The 26446-nt window shown below is 70.9% G+C and carries 22 protein-coding genes and 2 tRNA genes; 11 read left to right on the plus strand and 13 right to left on the minus strand.

Going from position 1 to position 26446, the window contains the following annotated elements; genetic code table 11:
* Positions 1-13 precede the first annotated feature (13 nt).
* The 6 genes from ehuC to FHX80_RS08685 all read left to right on the plus strand — a co-directional run bounded on the left by ehuC (position 14) and on the right by FHX80_RS08685 (position 4967).
* A complete protein-coding gene (ehuC, locus tag FHX80_RS08660; protein WP_145763667.1) occupies positions 14-748 on the plus strand; it encodes an ectoine/hydroxyectoine ABC transporter permease subunit EhuC in 735 nt (244 codons plus the stop codon).
* Entirely contained in the window at positions 745-1389 is a 645-nt protein-coding gene (ehuD, locus tag FHX80_RS08665; protein WP_145763668.1) for an ectoine/hydroxyectoine ABC transporter permease subunit EhuD, read from the plus strand. Before ehuC ends, ehuD begins: the two co-directional genes overlap by 4 nt.
* Positions 1379-2230, plus strand: coding sequence for an ectoine/hydroxyectoine ABC transporter ATP-binding protein EhuA (ehuA, locus tag FHX80_RS08670; protein WP_145763669.1), 852 nt, complete (start codon positions 1379-1381; stop codon positions 2228-2230). Before ehuD ends, ehuA begins: the two co-directional genes overlap by 11 nt.
* Positions 2231-2396: 166 nt before the next feature.
* The gene (locus FHX80_RS08675) at positions 2397-3155 is read left to right on the plus strand and encodes an IclR family transcriptional regulator (protein WP_145763670.1); all 759 of its coding nucleotides are present in this window, start codon (positions 2397-2399) and stop codon (positions 3153-3155) included.
* A 105-nt stretch (positions 3156-3260) separates the two neighbouring features.
* Positions 3261-3334 (plus strand) — tRNA-Lys (locus tag FHX80_RS08680).
* Positions 3335-3464: 130 nt separating this feature from the next.
* On the plus strand, positions 3465-4967 hold the full coding sequence (locus tag FHX80_RS08685; RefSeq protein ID WP_145763671.1) for an MFS transporter: 1503 nt from the start codon (positions 3465-3467) through the stop codon (positions 4965-4967).
* Here FHX80_RS08685 and FHX80_RS08690 read toward each other — a convergent pair.
* The 4 genes from FHX80_RS08690 to FHX80_RS08705 all read right to left on the minus strand — a co-directional run bounded on the left by FHX80_RS08690 (position 4947) and on the right by FHX80_RS08705 (position 10803).
* Positions 4947-6623 carry an AMP-binding protein gene (locus FHX80_RS08690; protein WP_145763672.1) on the minus strand — a complete coding sequence of 559 codons (1677 nt, stop codon included), beginning with the start codon at positions 6621-6623 and terminating at the stop codon, positions 4947-4949. The two genes, FHX80_RS08685 and FHX80_RS08690, sit on opposite strands and share 21 nt — an antisense overlap.
* A 26-nt stretch (positions 6624-6649) precedes the next feature.
* Complete coding sequence (locus FHX80_RS08695; protein ID WP_145763673.1) at positions 6650-7240, minus strand: lytic polysaccharide monooxygenase auxiliary activity family 9 protein; 591 nt, start codon at positions 7238-7240, stop codon at positions 6650-6652.
* 157 nt (positions 7241-7397) lie between these two features.
* Positions 7398-9389: an SPFH domain-containing protein gene (locus tag FHX80_RS08700; protein WP_145763674.1), complete on the minus strand. Its 1992-nt coding sequence runs from the start codon at positions 9387-9389 to the stop codon at positions 7398-7400.
* Between the two features lie 25 nt (positions 9390-9414).
* Positions 9415-10803, minus strand: a complete 1389-nt coding sequence (locus FHX80_RS08705) for a peptidoglycan-binding protein (protein WP_145763675.1) — start codon at positions 10801-10803, stop codon at positions 9415-9417.
* A 182-nt stretch (positions 10804-10985) separates the two neighbouring features.
* Between FHX80_RS08705 and FHX80_RS08710 the strand changes: the two genes are divergently transcribed.
* From FHX80_RS08710 to glxA, 3 genes are all read left to right on the plus strand, one after another.
* Positions 10986-11059, plus strand: a tRNA-Lys gene (locus FHX80_RS08710).
* Positions 11060-11605: 546 nt separating this feature from the next.
* Entirely contained in the window at positions 11606-13528 is a 1923-nt protein-coding gene (locus FHX80_RS08715) for a glycosyltransferase family 2 protein (protein WP_145763676.1), read from the plus strand.
* Entirely contained in the window at positions 13525-15459 is a 1935-nt protein-coding gene (gene glxA, locus FHX80_RS08720; protein WP_145763677.1) for a radical copper oxidase GlxA, read from the plus strand. Before FHX80_RS08715 ends, glxA begins: the two co-directional genes overlap by 4 nt.
* A 54-nt stretch (positions 15460-15513) precedes the next feature.
* Here the strand turns inward: glxA and FHX80_RS08725 are convergent, their stop codons facing one another.
* From FHX80_RS08725 to FHX80_RS08750, 6 genes are all read right to left on the minus strand, one after another.
* Positions 15514-16551 (minus strand): glycoside hydrolase family 6 protein, encoded by a 1038-nt coding sequence (locus FHX80_RS08725; RefSeq protein WP_145767156.1) that lies wholly within the window; start codon positions 16549-16551, stop codon positions 15514-15516.
* Between the two features lie 519 nt (positions 16552-17070).
* Complete coding sequence (locus tag FHX80_RS08730) at positions 17071-17826, minus strand: class F sortase (protein WP_145763678.1); 756 nt, start codon at positions 17824-17826, stop codon at positions 17071-17073.
* A gap of 1 nt (position 17827) precedes the next feature.
* Positions 17828-18400 carry a hypothetical protein gene (locus FHX80_RS08735; protein ID WP_145763679.1) on the minus strand — a complete coding sequence of 191 codons (573 nt, stop codon included), beginning with the start codon at positions 18398-18400 and terminating at the stop codon, positions 17828-17830.
* Positions 18401-18549: 149 nt separating this feature from the next.
* Complete coding sequence (locus tag FHX80_RS08740) at positions 18550-19338, minus strand: HAD-IIA family hydrolase (RefSeq protein WP_145763680.1); 789 nt, start codon at positions 19336-19338, stop codon at positions 18550-18552.
* A gap of 220 nt (positions 19339-19558) precedes the next feature.
* Positions 19559-20995 carry a peptidase gene (locus tag FHX80_RS36720; RefSeq protein ID WP_425281679.1) on the minus strand — a complete coding sequence of 479 codons (1437 nt, stop codon included), beginning with the start codon at positions 20993-20995 and terminating at the stop codon, positions 19559-19561.
* A gap of 190 nt (positions 20996-21185) precedes the next feature.
* Positions 21186-22379 (minus strand): ROK family transcriptional regulator, encoded by a 1194-nt coding sequence (locus FHX80_RS08750; protein ID WP_145763681.1) that lies wholly within the window; start codon positions 22377-22379, stop codon positions 21186-21188.
* Between the two features lie 56 nt (positions 22380-22435).
* On the opposite strand from FHX80_RS08750, the gene FHX80_RS08755 reads away from it, so the two are divergent.
* Positions 22436-23581, plus strand: coding sequence for a Gfo/Idh/MocA family protein (locus FHX80_RS08755; RefSeq protein ID WP_145763682.1), 1146 nt, complete (start codon positions 22436-22438; stop codon positions 23579-23581).
* Positions 23578-24057: a heme-degrading domain-containing protein gene (locus tag FHX80_RS08760; RefSeq protein WP_145763683.1), complete on the plus strand. Its 480-nt coding sequence runs from the start codon at positions 23578-23580 to the stop codon at positions 24055-24057. Before FHX80_RS08755 ends, FHX80_RS08760 begins: the two co-directional genes overlap by 4 nt.
* Positions 24058-24186: 129 nt before the next feature.
* On the opposite strand, the gene FHX80_RS08765 is transcribed toward FHX80_RS08760, so the two are convergent.
* The 3 genes from FHX80_RS08765 to FHX80_RS08775 form a co-directional block, all read right to left on the minus strand.
* A complete protein-coding gene (locus FHX80_RS08765) occupies positions 24187-25047 on the minus strand; it encodes a fumarylacetoacetate hydrolase family protein (protein WP_145763684.1) in 861 nt (286 codons plus the stop codon).
* Positions 25048-25183: 136 nt separating this feature from the next.
* Positions 25184-25954 (minus strand): YidC/Oxa1 family membrane protein insertase, encoded by a 771-nt coding sequence (locus FHX80_RS08770; protein ID WP_145763685.1) that lies wholly within the window; start codon positions 25952-25954, stop codon positions 25184-25186.
* Positions 25955-26079: 125 nt separating this feature from the next.
* Positions 26080-26415, minus strand: a complete 336-nt coding sequence (locus FHX80_RS08775) for a DUF6412 domain-containing protein (RefSeq protein WP_145763686.1) — start codon at positions 26413-26415, stop codon at positions 26080-26082.
* Positions 26416-26446: the final 31 nt, after the last annotated feature.

Consider the following 26446-nt stretch of genomic DNA (forward strand, 5'->3'; position numbering starts at 1 on the left):
CGGAACCCACCGCATGAGTGATTTCTTCTCCGCCTTCATGGACGATCTCCCACAGTTGCGCTCGGGCCTGTGGGTGACGCTGGAGGCCACGGTCCTGGGCGCCCTGCTGGCCCTGGCGCTGTCGTTCGTCCTCGGGCTGATGTCGATCAGCCGGCTGCTGCTGTCGCGCGGTGTCTCCCGGGTGGTCGTGGAGTTCTTCCGCGGCACTTCGCTGTACGTCCAGCTGTTCTGGTTCTACTACGCGATGCCGCCGCTGACGGGGTACGAGCTGTCGCCGCTGCTCTGCGGCGTCCTCGCCTTCGGCCTCAACTACGGGGCCTACGGCGCCGAGGTGGTGCGCGGGGCGATCAACTCCGTGCCGCGCGCCCAGTACGAGGCGGCGGTCGCGCTGAACATGACGCCGCTGCACCGGATGCGCAGGGTGATCCTTCCGCAGGCGTGGGTGCAGATGCTCCCCTCCCTCACCAACCTGCTGATCCAGCTGCTGAAGTGCACTCCGCTGCTGTGGCTCATCTCGGCGGCCGACCTGATGACCGCGGTCGAGAAGCTGCGCAGCCGCACCGGTGAGACGCTCACCGCGTATGTGACCCTGCTGGTCTGCTACTTCGTGCTGGCGTACGCGCTGACCCTGCTGATGAACCTGCTGGAGCGGTCCGCCAAACGGCGGCTCGGCCTGGAGACCGGCGGGCGCAGCCTGCTGAGGTCCCGCAGCGGTGTGACCGCCGCGGCCGCCGGAGGTGCCCGGTGAACGAGGGATTCGACTGGAACGCCGTCGGCGAGGCCCTGCCCCTGCTCCTTCAGGGGTTCAAGGTCACCTTGCTGGCCACCCTGCTGGGCACGGTGGTCGCCGCGGTGCTCGGACTGGCCATCGCGGTCGCCGGACGGGCCCCGAGCCGGTTCGTGACCGTGCCGGTGCGGGTCGTGATGGAGTTCATCCGCTCCACCCCGCTGCTGATCCAACTCGTCGGCGCGGCTGCCGTGTTCAGTTCGGTGGAGCCGCTGACCATCGGCGTCGTGGTGCTGGGCATCCACTACGCCACGTACACCTCCGAGGTGTACCGCGCCGGGATCGACGGTGTGCCGAAGGGGCAGTGGGAGGCCTGCCGGGCGCTGTCGATGTCGCCCCGGCGCACCTGGCAGGCCGTGATCCTGCCGCAGGCGGTGCGCAACGTACTGCCCGCCCTCGGGAACTACGCGATCCTGATGTTCAAGGAGACCCCGTTCCTCGCCGTGATCACGGTGCAGGAGATGGTCTTCGAAGCCCGCGCGTACGGGGCCGATCACTTCGTGTACACCGAGGTGTTCACGCTCGCCGGAGTGCTCTTCCTGGTCGCGAGCTACCCGACGTCGCTCTTGATGAGAAAGCTGGAGAAGCGCCTTGGCCACTGATTCTCTCCCTCCGCAGAAGAACGCGGCCACGGCGCCCGAGGACGTCGTGGCGGTCCCCGCCTCCAGGGACAGCGCCCATCCGCTGGTCCGCTTCGACAAGGTGGTCAAGCGGTACGGCGACCATGTCGTCCTCGACCAGCTGGACTTCTCGGTCGAGCGCGGCGAGCACGTCACGCTGATCGGGCCCAGCGGCTCGGGCAAGACCACGATCCTGCGGCTGCTGATGACGCTGGAGAAGGTCAGCGACGGCGTGATCCGGATCAACGGCGACCCGCTGACGCACATGCTGGCGACGGACGGCTCGCTGAAGCCGGCGTCCGAGAAGCATCTGCGCGAGGCACGCAAGAAGATCGGGATGGTCTTCCAGCAGTTCAACCTCTTCCCGAACATGAAGGTGCTCCAGAACATCACCGAGGCGCCGGTCAACGTCCTGGGCATGGACCGCGACAAGGCGGAGGCCCGGGCCCGGGAGCTCCTCGACCTGGTCGGGCTGTCCGCGAAGACCGACGCCCACCCCTCGCAGCTCTCCGGCGGCCAGCAGCAGCGGGTCGCGATCGCGCGGGCGCTGGCGATGGAGCCGGAGATCCTGCTCCTGGACGAGGTGACGTCCGCGCTCGACCCGGAGCTGGTGGCGGGCGTACTGGAGCTGCTGGGTGACATCGCCAGGAACACCGACATCACCATGCTCTGTGTGACCCACGAGATGAACTTCGCCCGGGACGTCTCGGAGAAGGTACTGATGTTCGACGCCGGGCGGGTCGTCGAGTCCGGTTCGCCGGAAAAAATCTTCTCCGATCCCGAACACGAACGTACACGCGAATTCCTCAACGCGGTGCTGTGACCTCGGTATCCGTCGATTGGTCATGCCTCTGGCATATGCCAGGGGAGTGCGCCCCTGCTCGTGGAGCCGGGGCGCACCGCCGGGTCGCCAACACCCGCCCCCGAAACGCCTCTTGGCGGCTATCGTGGTGGCAGAGCTTGCGGTCACAACCTGGTAGGGGGAAACCGTGGCGTTGAAGCCCGAACCGACCACGCCATTCCATTCGGTGCAGTACGCCCTTCGTGTTCTCGAAACGGTCTCCAAGCACGGCAACGGCGTGACGAACACCCAGATCGCCCGGGAGACGGGACTGCCCGTGGGGCATCTCGCCTCCCTCCTGCTGATGCTGCGCCGCGAGGGGTACGTCGAGCAGATCACCGACGGCGCGTATGTGATCGGCGCGTCGCTGCTGCTGCTCGGCTCCGGTGCGGCGCGCCGGCAGGCGGTGGAGGCCCGGCTCCAGCAGGCGCTGGTGCAGCTCCGGGACTCGGTCGGCGCGGCGATCTACATCAGCCGGTACGTGGACGGTGAGATCCGGGTCACCCAGTTCGCCGACGGTCCGAGCAACCCGGCGGTCAACGAGTGGGTGGACTTCCGGTCCTCGGCGCATGCGTCGGCGATCGGGAAGTGCCTGCTGACCCAGCTGGATCAGAACGGGCGGCGCGACCACATCTCGCGGCACAAGACCGCGCGGCTGACGTCGCGGACCATCACGAGCGAGCAGGTCCTCTTCTCCAAGCTGGACAGCCAGCCGGCGACGGTCCCGGTGCTCGACCTCCAGGAGTACGCGGTCGGCACGGTGTGCGCGGCGGTGCCGCTGACCGCGGGGGCCTCGGCGGGATGCCTGGCACTCTCGCTGCCGATCGAGGACGCGCATCGCTTGCGCGAGGCGGCGGACACCCTGAACCGGCGGGCGGCGCCGGTGCTGCTGTCCCTGACGCTCTAGGCCCCGCGGGGCTTCACCAGGGGGCGCCGGACGGGCCGGATCCCCCGGCCCCGGACACGTGTCATCAGCACCCCTGAGGACCAGGTATTATTTTCGAGTCAGCAGGCGCCGCTAGCTCAGTTGGTTAGAGCAGCTGACTCTTAATCAGCGGGTCCGGGGTTCGAGTCCCTGGCGGCGCACAGACAACACACGAGGTGGCCTCCGTTCAACGGAGACCACCTCGTGTGTTTTGTGCTGCCCTCGACGATGTACAAATGTTTTACACATACGTACTAGACACCCGTTTTATACGTCCGTATATTCCTTGGCATGACAACGTCTACGAGCACCGCCACCACACCCGGCGAGCGCGCCGGCCGCAGGGAGTGGACCGCGTTCGTGGTCCTGCTGCTCCCCCTCCTCCTCGTCTCGATGGACGTGTCCGTCCTCTTCTTCGCGATCCCGTCCATCGACCGGGACCTCGCCCCCAGCGCCACCCAGCAGCTCTGGATCTTCGATGTGTACGCCTTCGCGCTGGCCGGTCTGCTCATCACGATGGGCTCGCTCGGCGACCGGATCGGCCGCCGCAGGCTGCTGATGGCCGGCGCCTTCGCCTTCAGCGCGGCCTCGGTCGGTGCCGCCTACGCCTCCAGCCCCGAGATGCTCATCGCGGCCCGCGCCCTGCTGGGGATCGGCGGTGCGACGCTGATGCCGTCGACGATGGGACTCGTACGCAACATGTTCCGCGACGAGCGCCAGCGCAGCCAGGCCGTCGGCATCTGGTCCGGTGCCATGGCGGGCGGGATCGCGCTCGGCTCGGTGCTCAGCGGTTTCATGCTGGGGCACTTCTGGTGGGGTTCGGTCTTCCTGATCAATGTGCCGGCGATGGTGCTGCTGCTGGTCCTGGTGCCGGTGCTGGTCCCGGAGTTCAAGGACCCGGCCCCGGGGCGGTTCGACTTCCTCAGCGTTCCGCTGTCGATGGGTTCGGTGCTGCCGGTCGTCTACGGGGTCAAGGAGAGTGCCGCCCACGGCATGGACACGCGCAACGGGCTGATCATCCTCGCCGGGCTCGCCGTCGGCCTGGTCTTCGTCCGCCGTCAGCGCGGCCGCGACGACGCGATGATCAGCCGGGAGCTGTTCCGTGGCCGCGGCTTCGCCGCCGGGATCGGTCTGAACGCGCTGGCCTCCTTCGCTATGATGGGCTCCGCCTTCTTCACCACCCAGTACCTGCAGTCGGTGCTCGGCATGAGCACGATGGAGGCCGCGCTGTGGAGCCTGGCACCGTCGCTGGCGGTCGGTGCCGCCGCGCCCGCGGCCACGGCGATCGCCCAGCGGACCGAGCGCAGCCATGTCATCTGCGCCGGGTTCGTCATCGCGGCGGCCGGATTCGGGATCCTGGCCCTGTCCGGCACCGACTCCCTGTGGGTGCTGCTCGTCGGTTCGGCCGTGATGAGCAGCGGCATCGTGACCGTGATGGCGCTCGTCTCGGACCTGGCGCTTTCCACCAGCCCGCCGGAGAAGGCGAGTTCGGCCGCCTCGCTGCTGGAGACCGGGCAGGAGTTCGGCGGCGCGATGGGAATGGCGCTGCTGGGTGCGGTGGCGACCGCCGTCTACACCGCGGACATGCCGGACTCGGCACCGGAGGTGGCCCGCAAGACGCTGCCGGGGGCGCTGTCCACCGGCGACGGTTCGCTGATCTCGGTCGGGCGGGAGGCCTTCGTGCACAGCATGCAGTACGCGTCGGTGGCGGGGGCGCTGCTCCTGCTGGCGGGGGCGGTACTGGCCGTGACGCGTCTGCGGCGGGCGGTCCTCTCACGCCCGTCCGGCGTCTGAGGACAGCAGCTCGGTGCGCCCGTGCGCCTCGAACTCGCCCGCGAGCAAGGCCAGTCGCTCTTCCCCGAACGGGACGTACGCGCCCTCCGGGTCCCGCCACCACACAGTGGACCCGGACCAGAATCCCTCCCTCCGCAGCCCGACCCGATGCACCTTGTTCGTCGCCGTCACCGGCATCGAGTGCACGATCCGTACGAACCTGGGCGCCATCTTCGTACCCAGGTCGGTCTGGTCCCGGAGGAACGCGGCGAACGCGGCCGGGTCGAACCGGGTCCCGTCGCGCAGCGCCAGCGCCGCCATCACCTGGTCCCCGGCGACGGGGTCGGGCACCGCGTAGACGGCGACGGCCGCCGCGTCCGCCCAGCGGGCGAGGATGTTCTCGATCATCGCGGCGGCCAGGTTCTCGCTGTCGACCCGCAGCCGGTCCTCGGTACGGCCCGCGAAGTAGAGGAAGCCGTCGGGGTCGCGGAAGAAGAGGTCACCGGTCCAGTACCAGCCGCCGCGCACCCGGGCGGCGTCCGCCTCCTCGTTGCGCCAGTAGCCTTCGAACGGGGTCCGGCCACGGTTGACCAGCTCCCCTATCGCAGCGGCACCGTTGAGCAGCTTTCCGCCCTCGTCGAAGACCGCGGCGACGCGCTCGTGGCCCGTCTCCGGGTCGACGACGGCGAGGTCGTCGCGGTCCGAGGCCCGGCCGATCGCGCCCTGCGGGGTGTCCGGGGTCCGCTGGATCGCCGCGCCGCCCTCCGAGGAGCCGTAGCCCTCGACCAGCCGCACCCCGAACCGCTCCCGGAAGCGCGCCGCGTCCACGGCGCCCGCCTCGGTGCCGAAGCCGATGCGGAGCGGGTGCTCCCGGTCGTCGGGGCGCTCGGGGGTGGCCAGCAGGTACTGCACGGCACGGCCGACGTAGGTGAAGTAGGTGGCCCCGTGTGCGCGTACGTCGGCGAGGAAGCCGGATGCCGAGAAACGGCGGCGCAGGGCGACGGCGGCGCCGCCGGCCAGTGCGGGTGCCCAGTCGGCGATCACCGCGTTGCCGTGGAACATCGGCATGCAGATGTAGTGGACGTCCTCGCGCCCGATCCCGAAGTGGCCGACGAGCGACTGACCGGCCGCGGCGAGCCGCCCCTGGGTGCAGACGGCGGCCTTGGGCGCGCCGGTGGAGCCCGAGGTGAAGTAGAGCAGCATCCGGGTTCCGGGCCCGGGGCGGGCGAGGACCGTGTCCCCCGGCTCCGCCCCGGCGTACGGGGCGAGCAGTGCGGCGTACGCCTCGGTTTCGGTGACCAGTACCCGGACGCCCGGCAACTCCAGGCCGTCGAGCAGTGGCAGATGGGCGCGCTCGGTGATCAGCACCCGGCATTCGGTGTGCGTGATGTCGCGGGCCAGTTCGGCGCCGCGACGGGTCGGGTTGATGCCGGCGACGGCGGCCCCGGCCAGGGCCGCCGCGCTCAGCCACAGTGGAAACTCAGGGGTGTTGTCGAGCAACACCCCGACGTGCGGCTCGCTGCCCGTCGGCAGCAGATCCGCCAGGAGCGCGGCCCTTGCGGCAGCGCACGAGGCGACCTGGTGGTGGCTGAGGACGATGTCCTCGTGCCTCAATCCGGGCCGGTGGTCGCCCCATTGGCGCTGTACGAGCTCCGCGACGGTGCCTGCGCTCCTCATGGCGCCGCACGGTAACTGGCTACACGTCAGAACTGAACATCGGAGCACGAGTAGAACGCGTTGGCCGTGTCCGCGATGTTCCAGACGCTCAGGATGATGTGCTTCCCGGTCTTCTGGGTGGGGATGGCGCCCTGCTGGGTCAGCGTGGCCGGCGGCTGCATACCGCCGTACGGCACCGTCATGAAGGGCTGCGACTCCAGGTCGGACCGCTTGAGCGGCTTGGTGGGGTCCCAGCCGTTCTTGGTGATGTAGTAGCGGAAGTCCGTCGTGGCGTGGCGGGCGGTGAACTGCCAGCGGAAGCTGAAGCCCTGACCCGCGGTGACGTGGGTGGCGGGCCAGTTGCCGCCGCGCGGGTCGTCGAGCTGCGCGAACTCGCCGTGGCCGCCGGAACAGATCGCGCCGTCGGCCGGACCGGCCGCCGGGAAGCCCTTGGGGCCCTCGACGCTCTGCGGCTCCCACTGGATGTTGCCGCAGCCGGTCACCGTGCCGTTGGCACAGAGCTTCTGACGGCTGATGGGGTTGTCCGTGTAGCCATGGCTGCTGGCACTGCTGGTCGCGAACATCGAGACGCCCGCTACCGCGAGACCCACCAGGGCCGCACCTGTCTTCTTACGCATTGCTGTCGCTCCTCGGATTCGTGGGGGAGGCTCCATGAGCACTGCTGCGCGCGCCGTGCGGTCTAGACCAAGGCCTAGATTATTGACGGATCATGAACATGTCCAGACCAATGGGAGTTGGATTCCGGTTCGCCGCCGAAGGGACCTCCGCGAAGCCTCAGACACTGTCCCCACCACTGCGTCCGGTGTAGAAGGCGACGGTCAAGTCCTTCACCAGGGACTTCCGTTCGTAGTCGTCGAGCTCCACGAGGCCCCGGGCGGTCAGCCGGTTGACGGTGTCGTCCACGGCGTCCACCACCGAAGTCAGCACGCTGTCGCGGTGTTTGGCGTCGATGGCCGCGATCCGGCGCAGTTGCATGGCCGCGGCCACCTCCGGCGCGTACTCGATTCCGGTCGGCTGCGCGGAGTACACCTCGATGCCGACCGGCTCGCAGTCCGCCTTGAGCATCCGGGTCAGCGCGTCGCCGACGGCTTCCGCGTTGCGCAGGGTGTGAGCGTCCTCGTGGAAGGCGTCGGCGGGCAGCTGGGACAGGACCCGCGCCATCGCCGCCTCGACCTGTTCCCGCAGGTACTCCTCGTGGTCGGCGATTCCCAGCGTCGCCCGCACGGTGTCCGTGACCCGCCACACGACGAGGACGACGACCCGCAACGCCGTACCGTTCGCGTCCACCGCGGGCAGCGGTTCGCTGCGCCAGTGCCGCAGCCGTACGTCGACCCGGCGGCGCAGCAGCAGCGGGCTGACCCACATCAGCCCGGTCCGCCGCACGCTGCCGCGGTACCGGCCGAAGAGGGTGAGCACCCAGGCGTGCCCGACCTGGCCGCGGGTCAGGCCGCCGAACGCGAAGAACACCGTGGTCAGCAGTGCCGTGAGCGCCGCCCAGGCGCCGAGGCCGATGCCGTCGTACGGTCGCGGGCCGAGCCCGAGCCGGGACACCGCCCCGCCCGGCAGCGCGCCGATCCACCACAGGACCCCGCCCGAGGCGGCGAGCCCGACGAGACCGGCGAGCAGTACGGCCCAGCCGGGCAGCGAGGGGCCGGACCGTTCGCGGAGTTGCGGGTCGGCGACGGGTGCGGGCCGGGTGGAGGGCAGCACCTGCGGTGCCCGCGGCACCGGCGGCCGCCGGACACCGGCAGCGCACTCGCTCCCGGCCGTCCTCTGCACGACGGTGGCGGGCAGCGCGGCGGCGTCCGCGGCGGCCTCGGGACCTTCGCGGAAGAGCAGGTGTACGGGGATGGAGACGGCGCGCTCATCGTCGATGTCCGAGTGGCGCCGGCCGGTGTCCACCCGCACCGCGGTGTGGAGCTCGCCGGCCCCGGCGCCGCCGGAGGGCAGCGAGAGGGAGGGGCCGGCGTCCTGGCGGACCGGGGTGAGCCCCGGCCCGGGGACGAATCCGGCACCGGGCCCCGGTGCGTCGTCCGGGCCGGGAAGGAACGGGTCGTGCTCCAGGACCGGTTGCCCCGGAACGGTGCCCGACACCGCGCCACGCGCGCCGATCACGGATCCCGTACCGGGGAGCGCGCCGGACTCGGCGGCCGGCACCCGGCCGCCCTTCTCCGCCGCGGCGGCGGGCAGCAGATCCGAGGCGCCGGGCGGCCCGTCCCCGGAGCCGGAGCCCGAGACCGAGCCGGACCCGCCGCCATCCTCCGCGCCGGAGCCCTCACCCGAGCCCGAGCCCGAGCCGTCGCCCGGAACCGACACCGACGCCGAGGTCGCGCCGAAGGCGGAGCCCCCGCGTTCGCCCTCGCCCGGCATCAGGTCGAGGACCAGGTCGACCACGGAGTCCGTCGCGGACCGCGCCACGGAGTCCGGGCCGCCCCTCGTCACGGAGCCGCCCCCGTACACCGAACCGAAACCCGAACCGGACGCCGAACCCGAACTCGAACCCGGAGCCGACGCCGACGCCGACGCCGACCAGTCGTACGCCCCGGTCGTCGCACCCGAGCCCTTCGGCCCGTCCTGGCCCGGCACCCCGTCCGCACGGGCCGACGCGTCCGCGCCGCGTCCCGGCCTGTCCAGTACCGCCCACTCCCGTACCGGGAGCGCCCCGTACCTCTCCTCGCCGTACTCCGGGTTCTCCGGGTTCTCGGAGTTCTCGGGGTTGTCCCCGTTCTCCGGGTTCCCCGAGCTGTCCGACACTGTGGATCGCATTACCGCCTCCGTCATGTGCGTCGTGTCACGCGAAGAGTCGCCGCCAGGTCTCCGGACCCGGATAGCCGTCGGCCTCCGCGCCCCGCCAGCCCTGGGCCTTCTGGAAGGCCTCGACATTGCGCCGGTCCGCCTCGCCCCATCGGGGCCCGGGGCCCGACAGGTAGTACTTGCCGTATCCCTTCTTCACCAACTGTTTCCCGAGCCTGTCGACATGGCTGTTGGACTGACCCGTCCGGAAATTGCCCCGCCCGGGGTAAGCGGGCGTCGCGGTCGAGCCGCCCGTGCCGGTTCCGCCCGCGGCAGGGATGTCGTTGCCGGTGCCGGTGGTCAGCAGGCGCCAGGTGTCGGGCCCGGGGATGCCGTCGGCCTCCTTGCCCTTCCAGCCCTGGGCCTTCTGGAACGCCGCGGTCGCCTGCTGGTCGGCGCTGCCCCAGGCGGGGCCGGGGCCGACCTTGTAGAAGCGCTTGCCACCCCGCTCGACGAGCAGCTTGCCGAGTTCGGTGACGTGGGCGTTGTTCGCGCCCGGGCCGAACTGACCGGCCCCCGGGAACGCTCTCGTCGAGCTGCTGCCGCCGGTTTCGGTGGTCAGCCCCGTGTAGCGGTACGCGACGTAGCTGCTCGAGTGGGTCCAGTACGCCATGGGCGTCGTCTGCTTGCGGGTGTGCGGCATGGTCTGCTCGTACGCCGTGTAGTGGGTGTGCGTGTAGTCCGTCCAGCCCCCGAAGATCGTGACGTGCGAGCCCTTGGAGGGGTCGGCCGGGTTGTGGAAGAGCAGCATGTCGCCGGGCTGGAGATCCGCACGGGCGATCCGCGTGCCGTATGAGGCGAGGCTGCCGGTCCACTCGTTGCCCGGCAGGTCCCAGGCCATCGACAGATAACCGGAGCAGTCCTGGCGGTACCCGTCCAGCCAGTACTTGCTCATGCTGTACGGGACCTGCGCGGCGACCCACTTCTTCGCCCGGTTGATGATGTCGGCCCTGGTCGTCTTGCGCAGCGTGGGCGTACCCGCCGGCGGACCGGAGGCCCCCGCACCCTGCAACGGACCCGGCCCGCCCTGCGGGCTGTCCGGTCCCGGATCGGCCGGGTCGGCGGCGTCCTCCGGGTCGTCCGGCATGACCGGGTCCGCCGTCACCGCGTCGGGGGCCGACGCGGGATCGGCCGCCGGGTCGGCCCCCGGGGCGGGGTCGGTGACGCGACCGGGGCCGGCCGCCCCGGTCGCCGCCTCCGCCAGGCCGCCGCTCAGCACCACTCCGGCAGCGGTGACCAGCACCAGCGCGCGCCGCGCGCCGTGTGCGGCCGGATGTCCTCCCTGCCGCGTCGGCAGTACCGCGGCTGCGGTGCGCCGTTGTACGGCGCACCCCGCACAGGTGCAGTCGCTGGCGGGTACGTACTCCTCGAAGGCCGGCACAGTCATGCGATTCCCTCCGCAGTCGTCAAGATCTTTGGGCGCATCTGTACGGGCGTCAGTGTCTCAACTATCCGGACATATCTCATTTTGACGGATAGATGAGTAAAACGAACATCCGACAGGCCGCAGCGAAGGGTTAATGGTCAGGAGCACCGCCTGGGGTCGGGTAGAGTTCTCCAGGTCAGCAGGCGCCGCTAGCTCAGTTGGTTAGAGCAGCTGACTCTTAATCAGCGGGTCCGGGGTTCGAGTCCCTGGCGGCGCACGCGAAGACAAGGCCTCCTCACCACGCGTGAGGGGGCCTTGTCCGTTCCCCGGCGTCTCGCGCAGGTTCCGCACAGTGAATAGTTTGCTCACGCACAGCTCACCCACACCCGACAGACAGTCACCGATCGGTCGTCCGGAGGCGCGAGAGTCCTCCGCGAGCACCCCAGTTGCCCCCTCATACGCCTCCACACCCCTCCCCACAAGGGTTCCTCAAATCGTGCATATGATCGGCTAACGGTCCGTTTCACCCTTGCGATCACGGCTGGGTTCGGCCAACCTGTCTGGAGGTCATCGGCGTCAACCAGCCCGATGGCCTGAGCAGTTGGGGGCAGTTGAGGGGGATGTTCCGGTTGTGTGCGTTGTGGGGTGGGGGCCTCGTGCAGGAGCAAATGCCGAGCAGGCATCATGCAACCGGAAGGGCGCCGTTCCGTATCTGCGGAAGGGTGGCCTGCCACTGAGCCGTCGGTCGCGTTCCAGGGGGGCACGCGGCGGGCGAAAGGACCGACCGACCCACGCAGTCTGCCTGCGTGCAGGGGGATGACCCATGACGTCGACGCCGCCAGGCGCCCGGCAGAACAACGACCCTTCCGAGACCACGCAGCTTCGGATACCCCCGCAGCTTCGGGCCGGGGGCCAGCGGCGACGCCCGAAGAAGGCGCTGCCCCGTTACGACTACGAGCACTACAGCCGGCTCGCCGGGCCACTGACCCAGCCGGATCCGGCCAAGCCGTACACCGTGCGGTACCGTTCGCTCCTCTCCCAGGAGCCGCACCGGATACGCGCGGCACTCCTGCTGGGCGCCGCGCCGCTGGTCTCGCTCGGCCTGTTCGCCTGGCTGATGCAGCCCGAGCACTGGACGCAGCGCGACCCGAACCTCAAGAACGACACGCTGCTGATCCTCGACATCGTGATGCTGGTCTCGATCGGGCTGATCGAGCTCTTCCGCACCCTGAACGTCCTCTCCAACGCGCACGCCACACTGGTCGCCCGCGACCCGGTCCCGGTCGTGCCGGAGAACGGCACCCGGGTCGCGTTCCTCACCTCCTTCGTCCCGGGCAAGGAGCCCCTGGAGATGGTGACGAAGACCCTGGAGGCCGCCGTCCGCATCCGCCACCGCGGGCTGATGCACGTCTGGCTGCTCGACGAGGGCGACGACCCGGCGGTCAAGGAGGTCTGCCAACGGCTGGGGGTGCACCACTTCTCCCGCAAGGGCGTGGCGCACTGGAACCAGGCCAAGGGCCCGCACCGCGCGAAGACCAAGCACGGCAACTACAACGCCTGGCTCGACGCGCACGGCGACGCGTACGACTTCTTCGCCTCGGTCGACACCGACCACGTGCCGATGCCCAACTATCTGGAGCGGATGCTCGGCTACTTCCGTGACCCGGACGTCGGCTTCGTCATCGGCCCGCAGGTCTACGGCAACTACGACACCTTCGTCACCAAGGCCGCCGAGTCGCAGCAGTTCCTCTTCCACGCACTGATCCAGCGCGCGGGCAACCGCTACGGCGCCCCGATGTTCGTCGGCACCAGCAACGCGGTGCGGATCTCGGCCCTCAAGCAGATCGGCGGTCTGTACGACTCGATCACCGAGGACATGGCGACCGGCTTCGAGATGCACCGCGCCCGCAACCCGCACACCGGCCGCAAGTGGCGCTCGGTGTACACGCCGGACGTACTGGCCGTGGGCGAGGGCCCGACCGCCTGGACCGACTTCTTCACCCAGCAGCTGCGCTGGTCGCGCGGGACGTACGAGACGATCCTCAAGCAGTACTGGAAGGGCGTCTACTCACTGCCCGTGGGCAAGCTCTTCAACTACACCATGATGATCATCTTCTACCCGATGTCCGCCATGAACTGGATTCTCGCGGCGCTGAGTTGCGCGCTGTTCCTGGGAATGGGCGCCTCCGGTGTGCAGATCGACCCGGTCGTCTGGATGATGCTGTACGGCAACGCGTCCGCGCTCCAGATCGGCCTGTACATCTGGAACCGCCGCCACAACGTCTCGCCGCACGAGCCCGAGGGCTCCGGCGGTCTGGCCGGCATGATGATGTCCGCGCTCTCCGCGCCGATCTACGCGCGCTCGCTGATGGACGCCGTGCTGCGCCGCAAGAGCTCGTTCGTGGTCACGCCCAAGGGCGACTCCTCCAGCCCGGACACCCTCTTCGGGACCTTCCGCATCCACCTCTTCTTCATTCTGGTGTTCGGCGGCTCGATCGCGGCCTCGTTCGTCCTCGGCCACAGCCACCCGGCGATGCTCACCTGGGCCGCACTGGCGCTGCTGATCACCGCGGCACCGATCTTCGGCTGGCAGTACACCGTGCGGGCGGAGAAGAAGCGGAAGAAGAAGCACCACGCGGGACCACCGCCGACGAGCGGCCCGCCCGCCCGTGCCCAGCAGGAGAAGCCCCACTGGGACGGCAACGAACAGACCATGCAGATCGCCCTTGGGGGACGTAAACAATGAAGTACCGTCCGAGCCGCCGTACCCGCCGCATGGCGATCAGTACGGCGGTGGTTCTCGCGCTCGCGGGGGCGAACGGGCCGTGGCTGTACCGTTTCAGCACCGAGCGCTACCACGAGTACAAGATCAACAAGCCCGACTACAAGGCCGCCAACGGCCACTGGGACTTCCTCGACATCCCGTCCGAGTACAAGATCAACACGATTCACGCGGCGCTGCTGCACACCGGCAAGGTGCTGCTCGTCGCGGGCTCGGGCAACAACCAGAAGAACTTCGACGCGAAGAGCTTCCGGTCGGTGCTGTGGGACCCGAAGACCGGCGGGTTCACGAACATACCCACGCCCAAGGACATGTTCTGCGCCGGTCACACCCAGCTGCCCGACGGCAAACTCCTCATAGCCGGCGGCACGAAGCGGTACGAGAAGCTCAAGGGCGACGTCACCAGGGCGGGCGGCCTGATGATCGTCCACAACGAGGACCCGGACAAGCCGGTCACGCTTCCGGCGGGCACCAGGTTCACCGGTAAGACCAACGGCAGGACCTTCGTCACCAAGGACCCCGTGCTGGTGGAGAAGGCCACCAAGGTCTTCGACAAGAACACCGGCGCGTTCCTGCGCAACGACCCCGGACTCGGCCGGATCTACGTCGAGGCGCAGAAGTCCGGCACGAAGTACGAGACGGGCACCGAGGACAACTACCGCATAGCGGGCCTGTCCGGCTCCGACACCCGCAACGTGTACGGGATCGCCCAGAAGCTCGCCCTCGACAAGAAGGACTTCCAGGGCATCCGGGAGGCTTTCGAGTTCGATCCGGTGGCGGAGAAGTACATCACCGTCGACCCGATGAACGAGGCCCGCTGGTATCCGACGCTGACCACGCTCAAGGACGGCAAGGTCCTCGCCCTCTCCGGCCTGGACGAGATCGGGCAGATCGTGCCCGGCAAGGACGAGGTCTACGACCCGAAGACCAAGAAGTGGGAGTACACCGGCATCATCCGGAAGTTCCCCACCTACCCGGCGGTCTTCCTCCTCAACGACGGCAAGCTCTTCTACTCCGGCTCGAACGCGGGCTACGGCCCCGCCACCGTCGGCCGCGCGCCCGGCGTCTGGGACCTGGCGACGAACAAGTTCACCAAGATCCCCGGCCTGAGCGACCCGGACCGGATGGAGACGTCGGCGACGGTACGGCTGCCTCCGGCCCAGGACGAGAAGTTCATGGTGATCGGCGGGGGCGGCGTCGGCGAGTCCGACAAGTCCAGCAAGAAGTCCCGGCTGGTCGACCTGTTGGACGCCGACCCGAAGTTCAAGGACGGCGCCTCACTGGAGGAGGGCACCCGCTACCCGAGCGCGTCGCTGCTCCCCGACGACTCCCTGCTGGTCACCGGCGGCTCCGACGACTACCGGGGCCGCGGCGGCTCCGACATCCTCCAGGCCCGGCTGTACGACGCCGGGTCGGACACCTACAAGCGGGTCGCCGACCCGGCGGTGGGCCGCAACTACCACTCGGGGTCCGTGCTCCTCCCCGACGGCCGGGTCATGATCTTCGGCTCCGACTCGCTCTACTCCGACAAGGCGAACACCCGGCCGGGCGTCTTCGAGCAGCGGATCGAGATCTACACCCCGCCGTACCTGTACCGCGACTCGCGGCCCGAACTGACCGCCGGTCCGAAGAAGGTGAAGCGCGGCGCCACCGCGATGTTCACGACCAACAGCGCCGCGACGATCAAGTCGGCGAAGCTGATGCGGCCGAGCGCGGTCACCCATGTCACGGACACGGACCAGCGGTCGGTGGCGCTGGACCTGAAGAAGACCGACGGCGGGATCTCGGTGACGGTGCCGAAGAACCGGGCGCTGGTGCCGTCGGGCTGGTACATGCTCTTCGTCACCGACGACAAGGGCACCCCGTCCGAGGGAACGTGGGTGGAGGTGCCGTAGGCCCGGCGGACGGTGCGGCCCGCCTTACTGCCGCACCGTCCGCCCGCCGCCCGGCTACTTCGCCTTCGTGCCGCGGGCCAGGCCCAGGGCGTAATCGGGCCACCAGTCGCCGGCCTTCGGGCCGCCCCGGCAGTCGCCGTCGGACTCCCCCGGGCGCTTGATCCAGAGGTAGGCGTCGACCAGTTCGTCGCCCGTGGAGGCCGTCGGTGTCTCGCCGAGGGCCCGCCCCGGCGGATTGCACCAGGTCTGCCGGGGGTCGCCGCCGGTGTACGGGCCGTTGCCGTTGCGGCTGGTGTCGATGACGAACGGCTTGTCGCCGACCTTCGCCGACAGCCGCTTGCCGAAGTCCTCGCTGACCGCGGTGGTCTGGAAGTTGGAGACGTTCACCGCGAAGCCGTCGGCCGCGTCGATGCCCGCCTGCCGGAGCGGCTGGAACAGCGCGTCCGGGGTGTGCCAGCCCGCGTTGCCCGCGTCCAGGTAGACCCGGGTGCCCGGCAGTCGCTTCAGCCGCTCCACCGCCCCCTTGAGCAGGTCGTAGCGCTCCTCGTGGAACTCCTGCGGGGTGCATCCGTCGACCAGGTGCAGCACCGCGTCCGGCTCCAGGACCACCGTGGCGCCGCGGTCGCCGATGCCCTTGGCGACCCCGTCCAGCCAGGTGCGGTACGCGTCGCCGTCGGCGGCGCCGCCCTTGGAGAACTGTCCGCAGTCGCGGTGCGGGATGTTGTAGAGGACGAGCAGCGCCTCCCGGTCGGCCTTCGCGGCGGCCTCCGTGAAGCCCCTCGCCTCGGCCTCCGGATTGTCCGGGCCGATCCACTCGCCGACCGGCTGCTCCGCGATCCTGCGGATCAGGCCGGCGTTCTTCCCGTTGCCGTCCGCGGTGTACCGGGCGACCTGCCGGGCCGCGTTGCCGTCGGGGTTGACCCAGTACGGATCGGTGCCCTTGGGCTGCTGGCCGATGGACGCGGGATTCTTTCCCCCGCCGCCGTCGCCCTCACCGTCACCGGAGGAACATCCCGCGAGCAGCAGTACGGCGCCGATCACGGCCACGCCCGCTCCCCGTATGCCGAACCGGCCGTTGTGGCTGCCGTACATCCACTCCCCCTCGGGTGCGACGGCGGTGCACTGTCGCATCGCCGCCCATCCTGACACAGGGCCCGTGAGCGGCCCGGCCGCTCACGACTTCACCGAAGAGCCGTTACGGCGGGTTCACCACGCTCTGCCCGACTTGACCGCGTGCGGAGCGTGACTGGTTATCGACGTATCGTCAGAATAGTTTTGGGCGGGGGGAGTTCGGCGCCCTACAGTGGGCGAGCGGCGGACCCGGCCGCCCACCGACCTCCCGTGTCGGCGCCGGGCCACTCCCGCGGCCCGCGCCCCGCGGTCGAGGACCGGCCCGGCCGGCGCCCGGAGGACCGGGCGGCCGGCCGGGCCGTGTACCACCGGGCTCAGAGCCTGTCGGGTGACCTTCGATCGGATAGCGGACGCGGTCTGGTGCGTGCGATTCCAAGGCGGCGGGATGTCCTCGTAGCGGAGCTACTAGGACATTTCGGCAACGCGGGAAGCGTGCGTGCCAGGGCGTGGCCGCCCGATCAGAGGTCACCCGACAGGCTCTCAGGTGCCGCTCCCGGCGCCCGCCCTCCCGCTCGTCCTCTCCGCCACCTTCCGGGCCGTCTCCCGGGCCGCGTCCCGGGCCGCCTTCTGTGCCGTCTTCTCGCCGGTCAGGTAGGCCGAGACGACCACGTTCGCGGTGTACGCGTGCGAGGCACGGTCGTACGTACCGCCGCAGGTGATCAGCCGGAGCTCCGCACGGCCGTCCTTGCGGGGGCCGTACGCCTTCCGGGCGTTGAAGCGGGCGCGGGTGAAGACCTGGATGTCGTCGATGGTGAATTCGGCGACCGTGCCGTCGGTCCGGGTCACTTCGACCTTGGCGCCGGGGCGGGCCGCGCTGAGCCCGTAGAAGACGGCCGGTCTGGTCTCGGTGTCGACATGGCCGACGAACAGCGCCGGCCCGGTCGCACCGGGTTCGGTGCCGTCGCCGTACCAGCCGACCGTCTGGGGGGTGTCGAACGACGGCGGCTCGATCGCCCCGTCCGCGTCCAGGCCCCGGGGGACGACAGGGGCCTTGATACCGATCGACGGGATGTCGACGCTCCGCGGCTTCACGCCCTTGATCGGGTCGTGCGCCGGGGGCAGCGGTACGCCGAGCGGGCGCCCGACCGCGGCGACGTCCCCGGTGGTCGGGGCGGAGCCGATGCCGGAGCCGTCGGTGATGCCGCGGCCCCAGAGCCACAGGCTCAGCAGCAGTACGGCCCAGGCCACTCCGGTGAGCAGCCTGCCGTGTCCCGTCGAGTGGTCCGAGGAGGGCATGTCAGTCGCCGGCCGGGCGGCGCCGGCGCATGCCGCGGAAGACGACCGCGACGACGGAGACGGCGACCAGGACGAGGCCGATCACGGCGTGGACGGTGCCGGGGCCCTCCTGATGGGCGGCATGGCCGGCGAGTACGGCGGTTCCGCCGCCGCCCGCACTGACCGGGGCGACGGGCGCGGGCCCGTCGCGCTGGACGACGGTGACGACGGCGGACGCCCTGGTGCCCTTGCCGTCCTTGCCGTCCTTGCACACCACCTGGACCTCGTAGTCGCGGGCTTCGGCATCGGAACGGATCCGGGCCCCGGCGAAGAGCGCATCGCCGTCACCGGGCGAGAAACGCGCCTCGGAGACGAAGGCGTCGGAGTTCCCCCTGGCCTCCTTGCCCTTGCAGCCGTCGACCTTCAGATCGACCTTGCCGCCCGGGCCGACCGAGGACGGGGAGACCGAGAGGGTGGCCCGGGACGGCGAGACCCGCTGGTGGTCCGAACCGGAACTGGCCAGTGCGACGGAAGCCGGCGTCAGGGTCGCCGCTACCACTGCGGCGGCACAGAACGTCAGGGGTATTGAACGCATCGTGAACCTCCTTATGGAAGGTTCACGTGTATGACGGCTTTCCGCATCCGCAGGGGCTCGGGCACTGGGCCGGTGGAGTGCGCGGGAGACGGCCCCGGAGGACCGCCCCCACCACCCCCTCGCCTGTCGGGAGGCGGTACCGGCCGCGATCAGCCCAGGTCGACGAGGCCCACGAGGTCGGCGATGGAGTCGACGACCGTGGACGGCCGGAACGGGTAGCTGTCGATGTCCGCCACCGTGGTGAGCCCGGTGAGCACCAGGAACGTCTGCATGCCCGCCTCCAGGCCGGCCAGCACATCGGTGTCCATCCGGTCACCGATCATGGCGCTGGACTCGGAGTGGGCACCGATCGCGTTGAGCCCGGTGCGCATCATCAGCGGGTTGGGCTTGCCCGCGAAGTACGGGGCCTTGCCGGTGGCCTTCGTGATGAGGGCGGCGACGGACCCGGTCGCGGGCAGCGGGCCCTCGGCGGACGGGCCGGTCTCGTCCGGGTTGGTGCAGATGAAGCGGGCGCCGCCGTTGATCAGCCGGATCGCCTTGGTGAGCGCCTCGAAGGAGTACGTACGGGTCTCCCCGAGCACGACGTAGTCGGGATCGTGGTCGGTGAGGACGTAGCCGATGTCGTGCAGTGCGGTGGTCAGCCCGGCCTCGCCGATGACGTACGCCGTGCCGCCGGGCCGCTGGTCGTCCAGGAACTGTGCGGTGGCCAGCGCGGAGGTCCAGATGTTCTCGACGGGCACGTCGAGGCCCATCCGGCTGAGCCGGGCGTGCAGGTCGCGCGCGGTGTAGATCGAGTTGTTCGTGAGGACGAGGAAGGGCAGCCCGGAGTCCCGCAACCGCTTGATGAAGGCATCGGCACCGGGGATCGGGGTCCCCTCGTGGATGAGGACTCCGTCCATGTCGGTGAGCCAGGACGAGATCGGCTTGCGCTCTGCCATGCGGGACTCCTGATGTGCCGTACGCCGGTTTCGGGGACGCCGGCGGCACCGCGTTGTGCAGCGCCGACGTACTCGATTTTAGGCTGTTTGTTCGTCCGGTCGGTACTGCCCGATCTTGGGCACCGGGGACCACCTGCCGGTGGCCGGTTTCCAGGCATCGGCGGAGCCGGGCGTCCGGCGGTGCCACGGGTTCGGCCGGACGCCCCGGAACGGCTCCAACTCAGCGGCGGGCGCGACGCATCCGGCGGGACCGGAGCACCAGGGCCCCGCCACCGATCAGGAAGCCGGAGACGGTGAGAACGGGCTGCGGCACCGGTACGGAGATGCCGGTCCTGGCCAGCTCCGGGACCCCGGCGGGGTCGCGGCCCGGTGCGACGGGGCGCGGGGTGCCGGTGGCTGCGCCGCTGGGACGGGGACTGAGCCGGGCCCCGCCGGGGAGGAGGCCGTCGAGGGGGCGGCCGGGCTCCTTCCCCGTGCCGTCGCTCTCCCTGCCGGTGCCGTCGGTCTCGCGGCCCGCGCCGACCTCGCCGGTGCCGTCGGTCCTGCTGCCGGTGCCCTCGGTGTCGTTGCCGTTGCCGGTGCCGTCGTTTCCGGTGCCGGTGCCGGTGCCGTCGGTCCCCTTGCCGGTGCCGTCGCTTCCGGTGCCGGTGCCATCAGTCCTTTTGCCGGTGCCGTCCTCGCCAGTGCCGGTGCCGTCAGTCCTTTTGCCGGTGCCGTCGGTCTCGCGGCCCGCGCCGACCTCGCCCGTGCCGTCGGGCCTGTTGCGGGTCCCGTCGGTCTCGTTGCCGGTCTCGTCGGTCCTGTTGCGGGTTCCGTCGGTCTCGTTGCCGGTCCCGTCGCTGTCCCTGTCCTCTCCTGTGCCGTCCTCGACCACGGTGAACGGATAGCTGTCGGACTCGCCGACCCACTCACCGTCGCCGCCCTCCGGTGATGCGCCGCCGTCGCTCGTGCCGTTCGCCGGGAGCTTCCGCTGGACGATCGCGGCGTTGGCGGTGATCCGGCCGGGGCTGGTGTCGGAGGTGAACCCGAGCCGGACCTGGACGGTGACCGTCTGACCGGCGGGCACGGTGAAGCCCGCGAAGGAGTCGTCACCGACTCCGCCGAAGACACCGATGTGTTCGTCCCGGTCGGTCCTCTCCCAGGTGACGCGGTGCTCCACGTCCGGATGCGCGCGCTCGGAGAACTTCAGCTGGATCTGGTCCGAGGTCAGCTTGCGGTCGTCGTCCGTGAGGACCAGGACCGGGTGGATGGACCGGCAGGTCTGTGACGTGGTGTTGGTGAGGTCGAGGAACCAGGTGCCGTAGCCGCCGCCGGAGGCGTAGGTGTCGGGGCCGCCGTGGATCCGGGTGCCGATCGGGAATTCGGCCGCCTCCGGGTCACCGCAGGCGGGCTGCTGGTCGGCGGTGACGGCGAGCCGCGCGGACGCCGCCGACGCCGAGGTGGGCGGGGCGGCCGGTGCCGAGGCCGATGCGCCGGTCGGTTCGGCGGCCGGTGCGGCCGCCGGATTGCGCTGTGGCCCGGCGGACGCGCTCGCCGGGCCGCCGAGCACGACGGCGGGAACGACACTCGCCGCGGCCAGCCCGAGCACGAGTCCGTGCCGGGGCCGGCCGGTGACCGGGGCCGACGGCGCGGGGGCTTCCGGGGGTGCGGGAGGCACGGGGGGCGGTGTGGGGGGCACGGAGGGCTGTGCGGGGGGCATCGGGGCGGCCTTCGCTGCTCGCGGAATCGGTCGGCTCGCCCCGGACCCGGAGTTCACCGGTATGAAACCGCGACGCTGCCACGCACCCGGGGCGCCCCCGCGCAGACATGCCGCAGGGCCGCCCGGCCGGCCGCCGGTATCCCCTCGATCAGTCGAGCCGGGACGGGGGCGGGACGGCCGGGCCGGGCTCCCGGCCCGGGTCCGGGTCCGGGGCGCTCTCGCCGTCCCGTCCGGGGGCCACACCGTCAAGGCCGCCGACGCGGCCGAACAGCGGGGCGAGGACCAGTTGCGCAGCCCCTTCGGCGACCGGCCGGTCGCCTCCCCCGGCGGCGACGTCCGGTACCGGCACCCCGCCGATGCCCTCGCGCCTGGCCCGCTCGTCGAGCACGGCGCGTACCCCTCGGACGTACGCGTCGGGGTCGGCGGCGACGGTACGTCCGCCCAGCACCACCCGGTCGATGCCCAGCAGCCCGACCAGATTGGCGGCGCCGGTACCGAGCACCCGCGCGGCCTCGGCGACATCGCCGCGGGCGACGGCCGCCAGGCAGAGCGCCTCGATGCAGCCACGTCCGCCGCAGCCGCACCGCACCCCGTCCAACTGGACGGTCTGATGGCCGAACTCACCGGCTCCGGTACGGGCACCGCGGTGCAGCACCCCACCGAGCACCAGCCCCGCGCCGAGCCCGGTCCCGAGGTGGAGATACGCGAAGTCGCCCGGAACCGCCGCCTGGAGGGCGAACCCGAGGGCCGCGGCGTTGGTGTCCTTGTCGATGACGACGGGCAGCCCGGTCCGCGCGGCGAGGGCGTCCCCGAGCCGGTACCCGTCCCACTGCGGGAACCCGGTGACGCGGTGCAGCACCCCGCCCCGGTGGTCGAGCGGCCCCGGCACCGCGGCCCCCACGCCGAGCACCGGCCGCGAGCCGTCGCCGCGCACGGCGGCGACCGCCCCGGCCGCCGCCGTGACCACCTCGTCGGCCGGGGCGCCGAAGTCCAGCGGAGCCGTGCGGCTCGCGACCACGGCGCCCGCGAGGTCGACGAGCACCACGGTCAGCCCGTCGCGGTCCAGGTGCAGCCCCACCGCGTGCCCGGCGTCCGGCACCAGCCGGAGCACGGTCCGGGGCTTGCCGCCCGTGGAGGCGCGGTGACCGGCCTCGGCCGCCAGGCCCTCGGCCCGCAGCCGGGCGGTGATCTTGCTGACGGCCTGCGGGGTGAGCCCCGTCCGCTCGGCGAGTTCGAGCCGGCTGATCCCGCGCTGGCCCGCGACCCGCAGCAGATCCAGCACGAGCGCCGCGTTGTGGCTGCGCAGCGTCGGCAGGTTGGCTCCGCTGTTACTTCTGTTCACAGAACCATTGTCGCTGCCGCTTGCACTTTGGCAACAGCGTTGCCAAAGTGGAACGCATGACTGCCCACGCGACTCACGAGCCCTCCGGAACGTCCGGGACCCCGCTGCGCGTCGGACTCGTCGGCTACGGCCTGGCGGGTTCCGTCTTCCACGCCCCGCTGATCGCCGCGACCGACGGCCTCGTCCTGGACACGGTCGTCACGTCGAACGAGGAACGGCGGGAGCAGGCCCGTGCCGAATTCCCCGGCGTACGGTTCGCCGCCTCGCCGGAGGAGCTGTGGCAGCGCGCGGACGAACTCAACCTGATCGTGATCGCTTCGCCGAACAGGACCCATGTCCCGATCGCCGCCGCCGCGATCAAGGCCGGTCTGTCGGTGGTCGTGGACAAGCCGATCGCCGGTACGGCGGCCGAGGCGCGGGAGCTGGCGGCGCTGGCCGAGGAGCACGGGGTGCTGCTCTCGGTCTTCCAGAACCGCCGCTGGGACAACGACTTCCTCACTCTGCGCTCGCTGGTCGCGGACGGCGGGCTGGGCGAGGTGCAGCGCTTCGAGTCCCGCTTCGAGCGGTGGCGCCCGCTGCCGAAGGGCGGCTGGCGCGAGTCGGGCGATCCGCAGGAGATCGGCGGGCTGCTGTTCGACCTGGGCAGCCACGTCGTCGACCAGGCGCTGGTCCTGTTCGGTCCGGCGGTGCGGGTGTACGCGGAGTCGGACGTGCGCCGGCCGGGTGTGGCGGTCGACGACGACACGTTCCTGGCGATCACGCACGGAGGCGGGGTCCGCTCGCACCTGTACATGAGCGCGACGACGGCCCAGCTCGGCCCGCGTTTCCGGGTGCTCGGCTCGACCGCCGGCTATGTGAAGTACGGCCTCGATCCCCAGGAGGCCGCCCTGCGCGAGGGCGTACGCCCGTCGGCGGACGAGCCGTGGGGCGAGGAGGCCGAGGAGCTGTGGGGCCGGCTCGGCGCGGGCGAGTCCCCGCTGACGGGCGGCGGCACCCCGGTCCGTACGCTGCCGGGCGACTACCCCGCGTACTACGCGGCGGTCACCGACGCGCTGCGCGGAAAGGGTGAGAATCCGGTGACCGCTCTCCAGGCCGCCGCGACCCTGGACGTCCTGGAGGCCGCCCGCCGCTCGGCCCGCGAGGGCGTCACCGTAACCCTGCCCACGACCCCCGGACACCCCACCGAGGAGCAGCCCGAATGAACCCCACCGCTCCGACCATCTCCGAGCTGATCGCGCAGGAGCGCAGGCTGACGCTGCCGCATTTCAGTTACGACGACGCGTACGCGCTCGGCGGCCTGCTCGTCTCCCTGGCCCGGGAGCGACACGCACCGGTCGCGATCGACATCCGGCGCGGGGCGCAGCAGTTGTTCCATGCCGCGCTGCCGGGTTCGAGCGCGGACAACGACGCCTGGATCGACCGCAAGCGCAGAGTCGTCGAACGGTACGGCGAGAGCTCGTACCTCGTCGGAACCCGGTTCCGGGCCAAGGGGACGACGTTCGACGACGCCTCGCGGCTGAGCCCGGGCACGTATGCCGCGCACGGCGGCTCGTTCCCGATCTCGGTCGAGGGTGCGGGCGTCATCGGCTCGGTGACGGTCTCGGGCCTGCCCCAGGCGGAGGACCACGCGCTGGTGGTCGAGGCGCTGGAACAGTTCGCGACGACGATCAGCGCCTGACGTCCCGGAGGGGTGGGCCGACTGCCACGAACAGCACCCACCCCTCCGATCTTTTGCCTTAAGCCCGTCCGGCGCTTGAGGGCAAAGCGGCCCCGGGGCGCACCCGGTCCGACCGCCCGGCCCGCGCCGCTACGCCCCCTTCAGCTCCTGCCGCTGCCGCCCCAGCCCGGCGATCTCCAGCTCCACGACGTCCCCGGCCCGGAGGTACGGCTTGGGCTCGGGCTGTCCCAGCGCGACGCCCGCCGGCGTCCCGGTGTTGATCACGTCGCCCGGGTACAGCGTCATGAAGTGGCTCAGGTAGCGCACCACCTCACCGACCGGGAAGATCTGGTCGGCCGTCGTGCCGTCCTGCTTCAGCTCGCCGTTGACCCAGAGCTTCATCGGCAGTGCCTGCGGGTCGGCCACCTCGTCGGCCGTCACCAGCCACGGCCCCAGCGGGTTGAACGTCTCGCAGTTCTTGCCCTTGTCCCAGGTGCCGCCGCGCTCGATCTGGAACTCCCGCTCGGAGACGTCGTGCGCGACCGCGTATCCGGCGACGTGCGCGAGCCCCTCCTCTGCGGAGTCCAGGTACCGGGCGGTGCGCCCGATGACGACCGCGAGTTCGACCTCCCAGTCGGTCTTCTCGCTGCCGCGCGGCACGAGCACCGTGTCCTGGGGCCCGACGACGGTGTCCGGCGCCTTGAAGAACAGGATCGGCTCACCCGGGATCCGGGCGCCGGTCTCCGCGGCGTGGTCGTGGTAGTTCAGCCCGATGCACACGATCTTGCCGATCCGGGCGAGCGGCGGACCCACCCGCAGTCCCTCGGCGTCGAGCACCGGCAGTTCGCCGGGTGCGGCCGCGGCGGCCCGGACCCGGGCCAGCGCGTCCTCGTCGGCGAGCAGCGCGCTGTCGATGTCGGTGACGACTCCCGACAGGTCGCGCAGGGTTCCGTCCTCGTCCAGCAGCGCCGGTCGTTCCGCGCCTGCCGTACCCACACGAAGCAGCTTCAACGGTCTGTCTCCCCTTGGTCGAGATCGGGCCCGTCGGATGGGTTGCGGCCATCGCAGGCTTGTCCGATCCTCCAAGACATCCGATCACTCTGCAAGGCCCTGTTCACGCACTGGACCGGCGCACCCGTGTCCGCGGTCACGCCGCGGTGGCCACGGCAGCGCCCGCGGCCGGCAGGTCGCGGTACAGGTAGGCCCGCTCGACCGCGGTCCAGGTGGTGCTGGTGACGACGTACAGCGCGGCGGCCAGCGGCACGAAGGCGACGGTGAAGAGGGTGAAGAAGGACATCAGCGGCATCACCTTCGTCATGGCCCCCATGCCCGGGACCGGCTGTCCGTCGGGGCCGGTGGCCGGGGTGACGGGGTGGGCGGCCATCTGCCGCTTCGTCCGCCCGTAGTTGAACGTGGCGACCGCGGCGACGATCACGAACAGTCCCAGGTACACGATGCCCTGCGCCCCGAACATCCCGCCGTGCGCGATCGCGTCGTGCCAGCGCTCCCCGAGCGGGGCGCCGAAGAGCTGGTGGCCGAGGAGTTCGTTGGGGTCGTTGCCGATCTTCTGGCTGGAGAAGACGTGGTAGAGCAGGAAGAAGGCGGGCATCTGGAGCAGGCTGGGCAGGCAGCCGGAGAGCGGCGAGACCTTCTCCTCCTTGTGCAGCTCCATGAGCGCCTTCTGCATCCGCTCGGGGTTCTTGCCGTGCTTCCTGCGCAGTTCGGCGATCTGCGGCTGGAGTCGGCGCTGCGCCTTCTGCCCGCGTGCGGCGGCCCGCGACAGGGGGTGCACGGCGAGCCGTACGAGCGCGGTGAACAGCACGATCGCGGCGGCGGTGGACGCGGTCTGGAAGAACGGGTGGAGCAGGTCGGCCAAGGCGCCGACCAGGCTGGCGAAAGCGGACATGAAGGCGGACATGGATGAGCCCTCCGGGGTCTCGTCGTGCCGGGAAGTGGATCAGCTTCGGCATGACGATCCGCGCGGGGCGCCCGCGTACGCACACACGGTGTGCGCACCTGGACGAAGGAGGAAGAAGGGGAGCCCTACGCGGCCGTCAGGAGAGCACGGCCGGGGGCTCGGGGGCGGCTTCGCCCCTTGGCGTCGGGGTCGCGTTGCGGCAGGAACGCGGTGCGTTTCTCCCGGTCGCGCATGGCGGTACGGACCCGGGTGCGGGGCACCGGGGCGGCGCAGCGGGCGCTGATGACCGAGCAGGCGACGAGTGCGGTACCGGCTGCCGCGGTGGCGGCGAGCGCGACCGCGGCGGAGAGGCTGCCGCCCTCGGCGAGCAGGACCTCGGTGAGGAAGAAGAGCAGCAGCCCGGCGGGACGGAGCAGCCGGGTGAGGCAGCCGCGCAAGCGGTTCATGGCACCTGCGCCCATGGATCCTCCCCCTCTCACACTCCTGCGGCCG

This window comes from Streptomyces brevispora, from assembly GCF_007829885.1.
Taxonomy (GTDB): Bacteria; Actinomycetota; Actinomycetes; order Streptomycetales; family Streptomycetaceae; genus Streptomyces; species Streptomyces brevispora.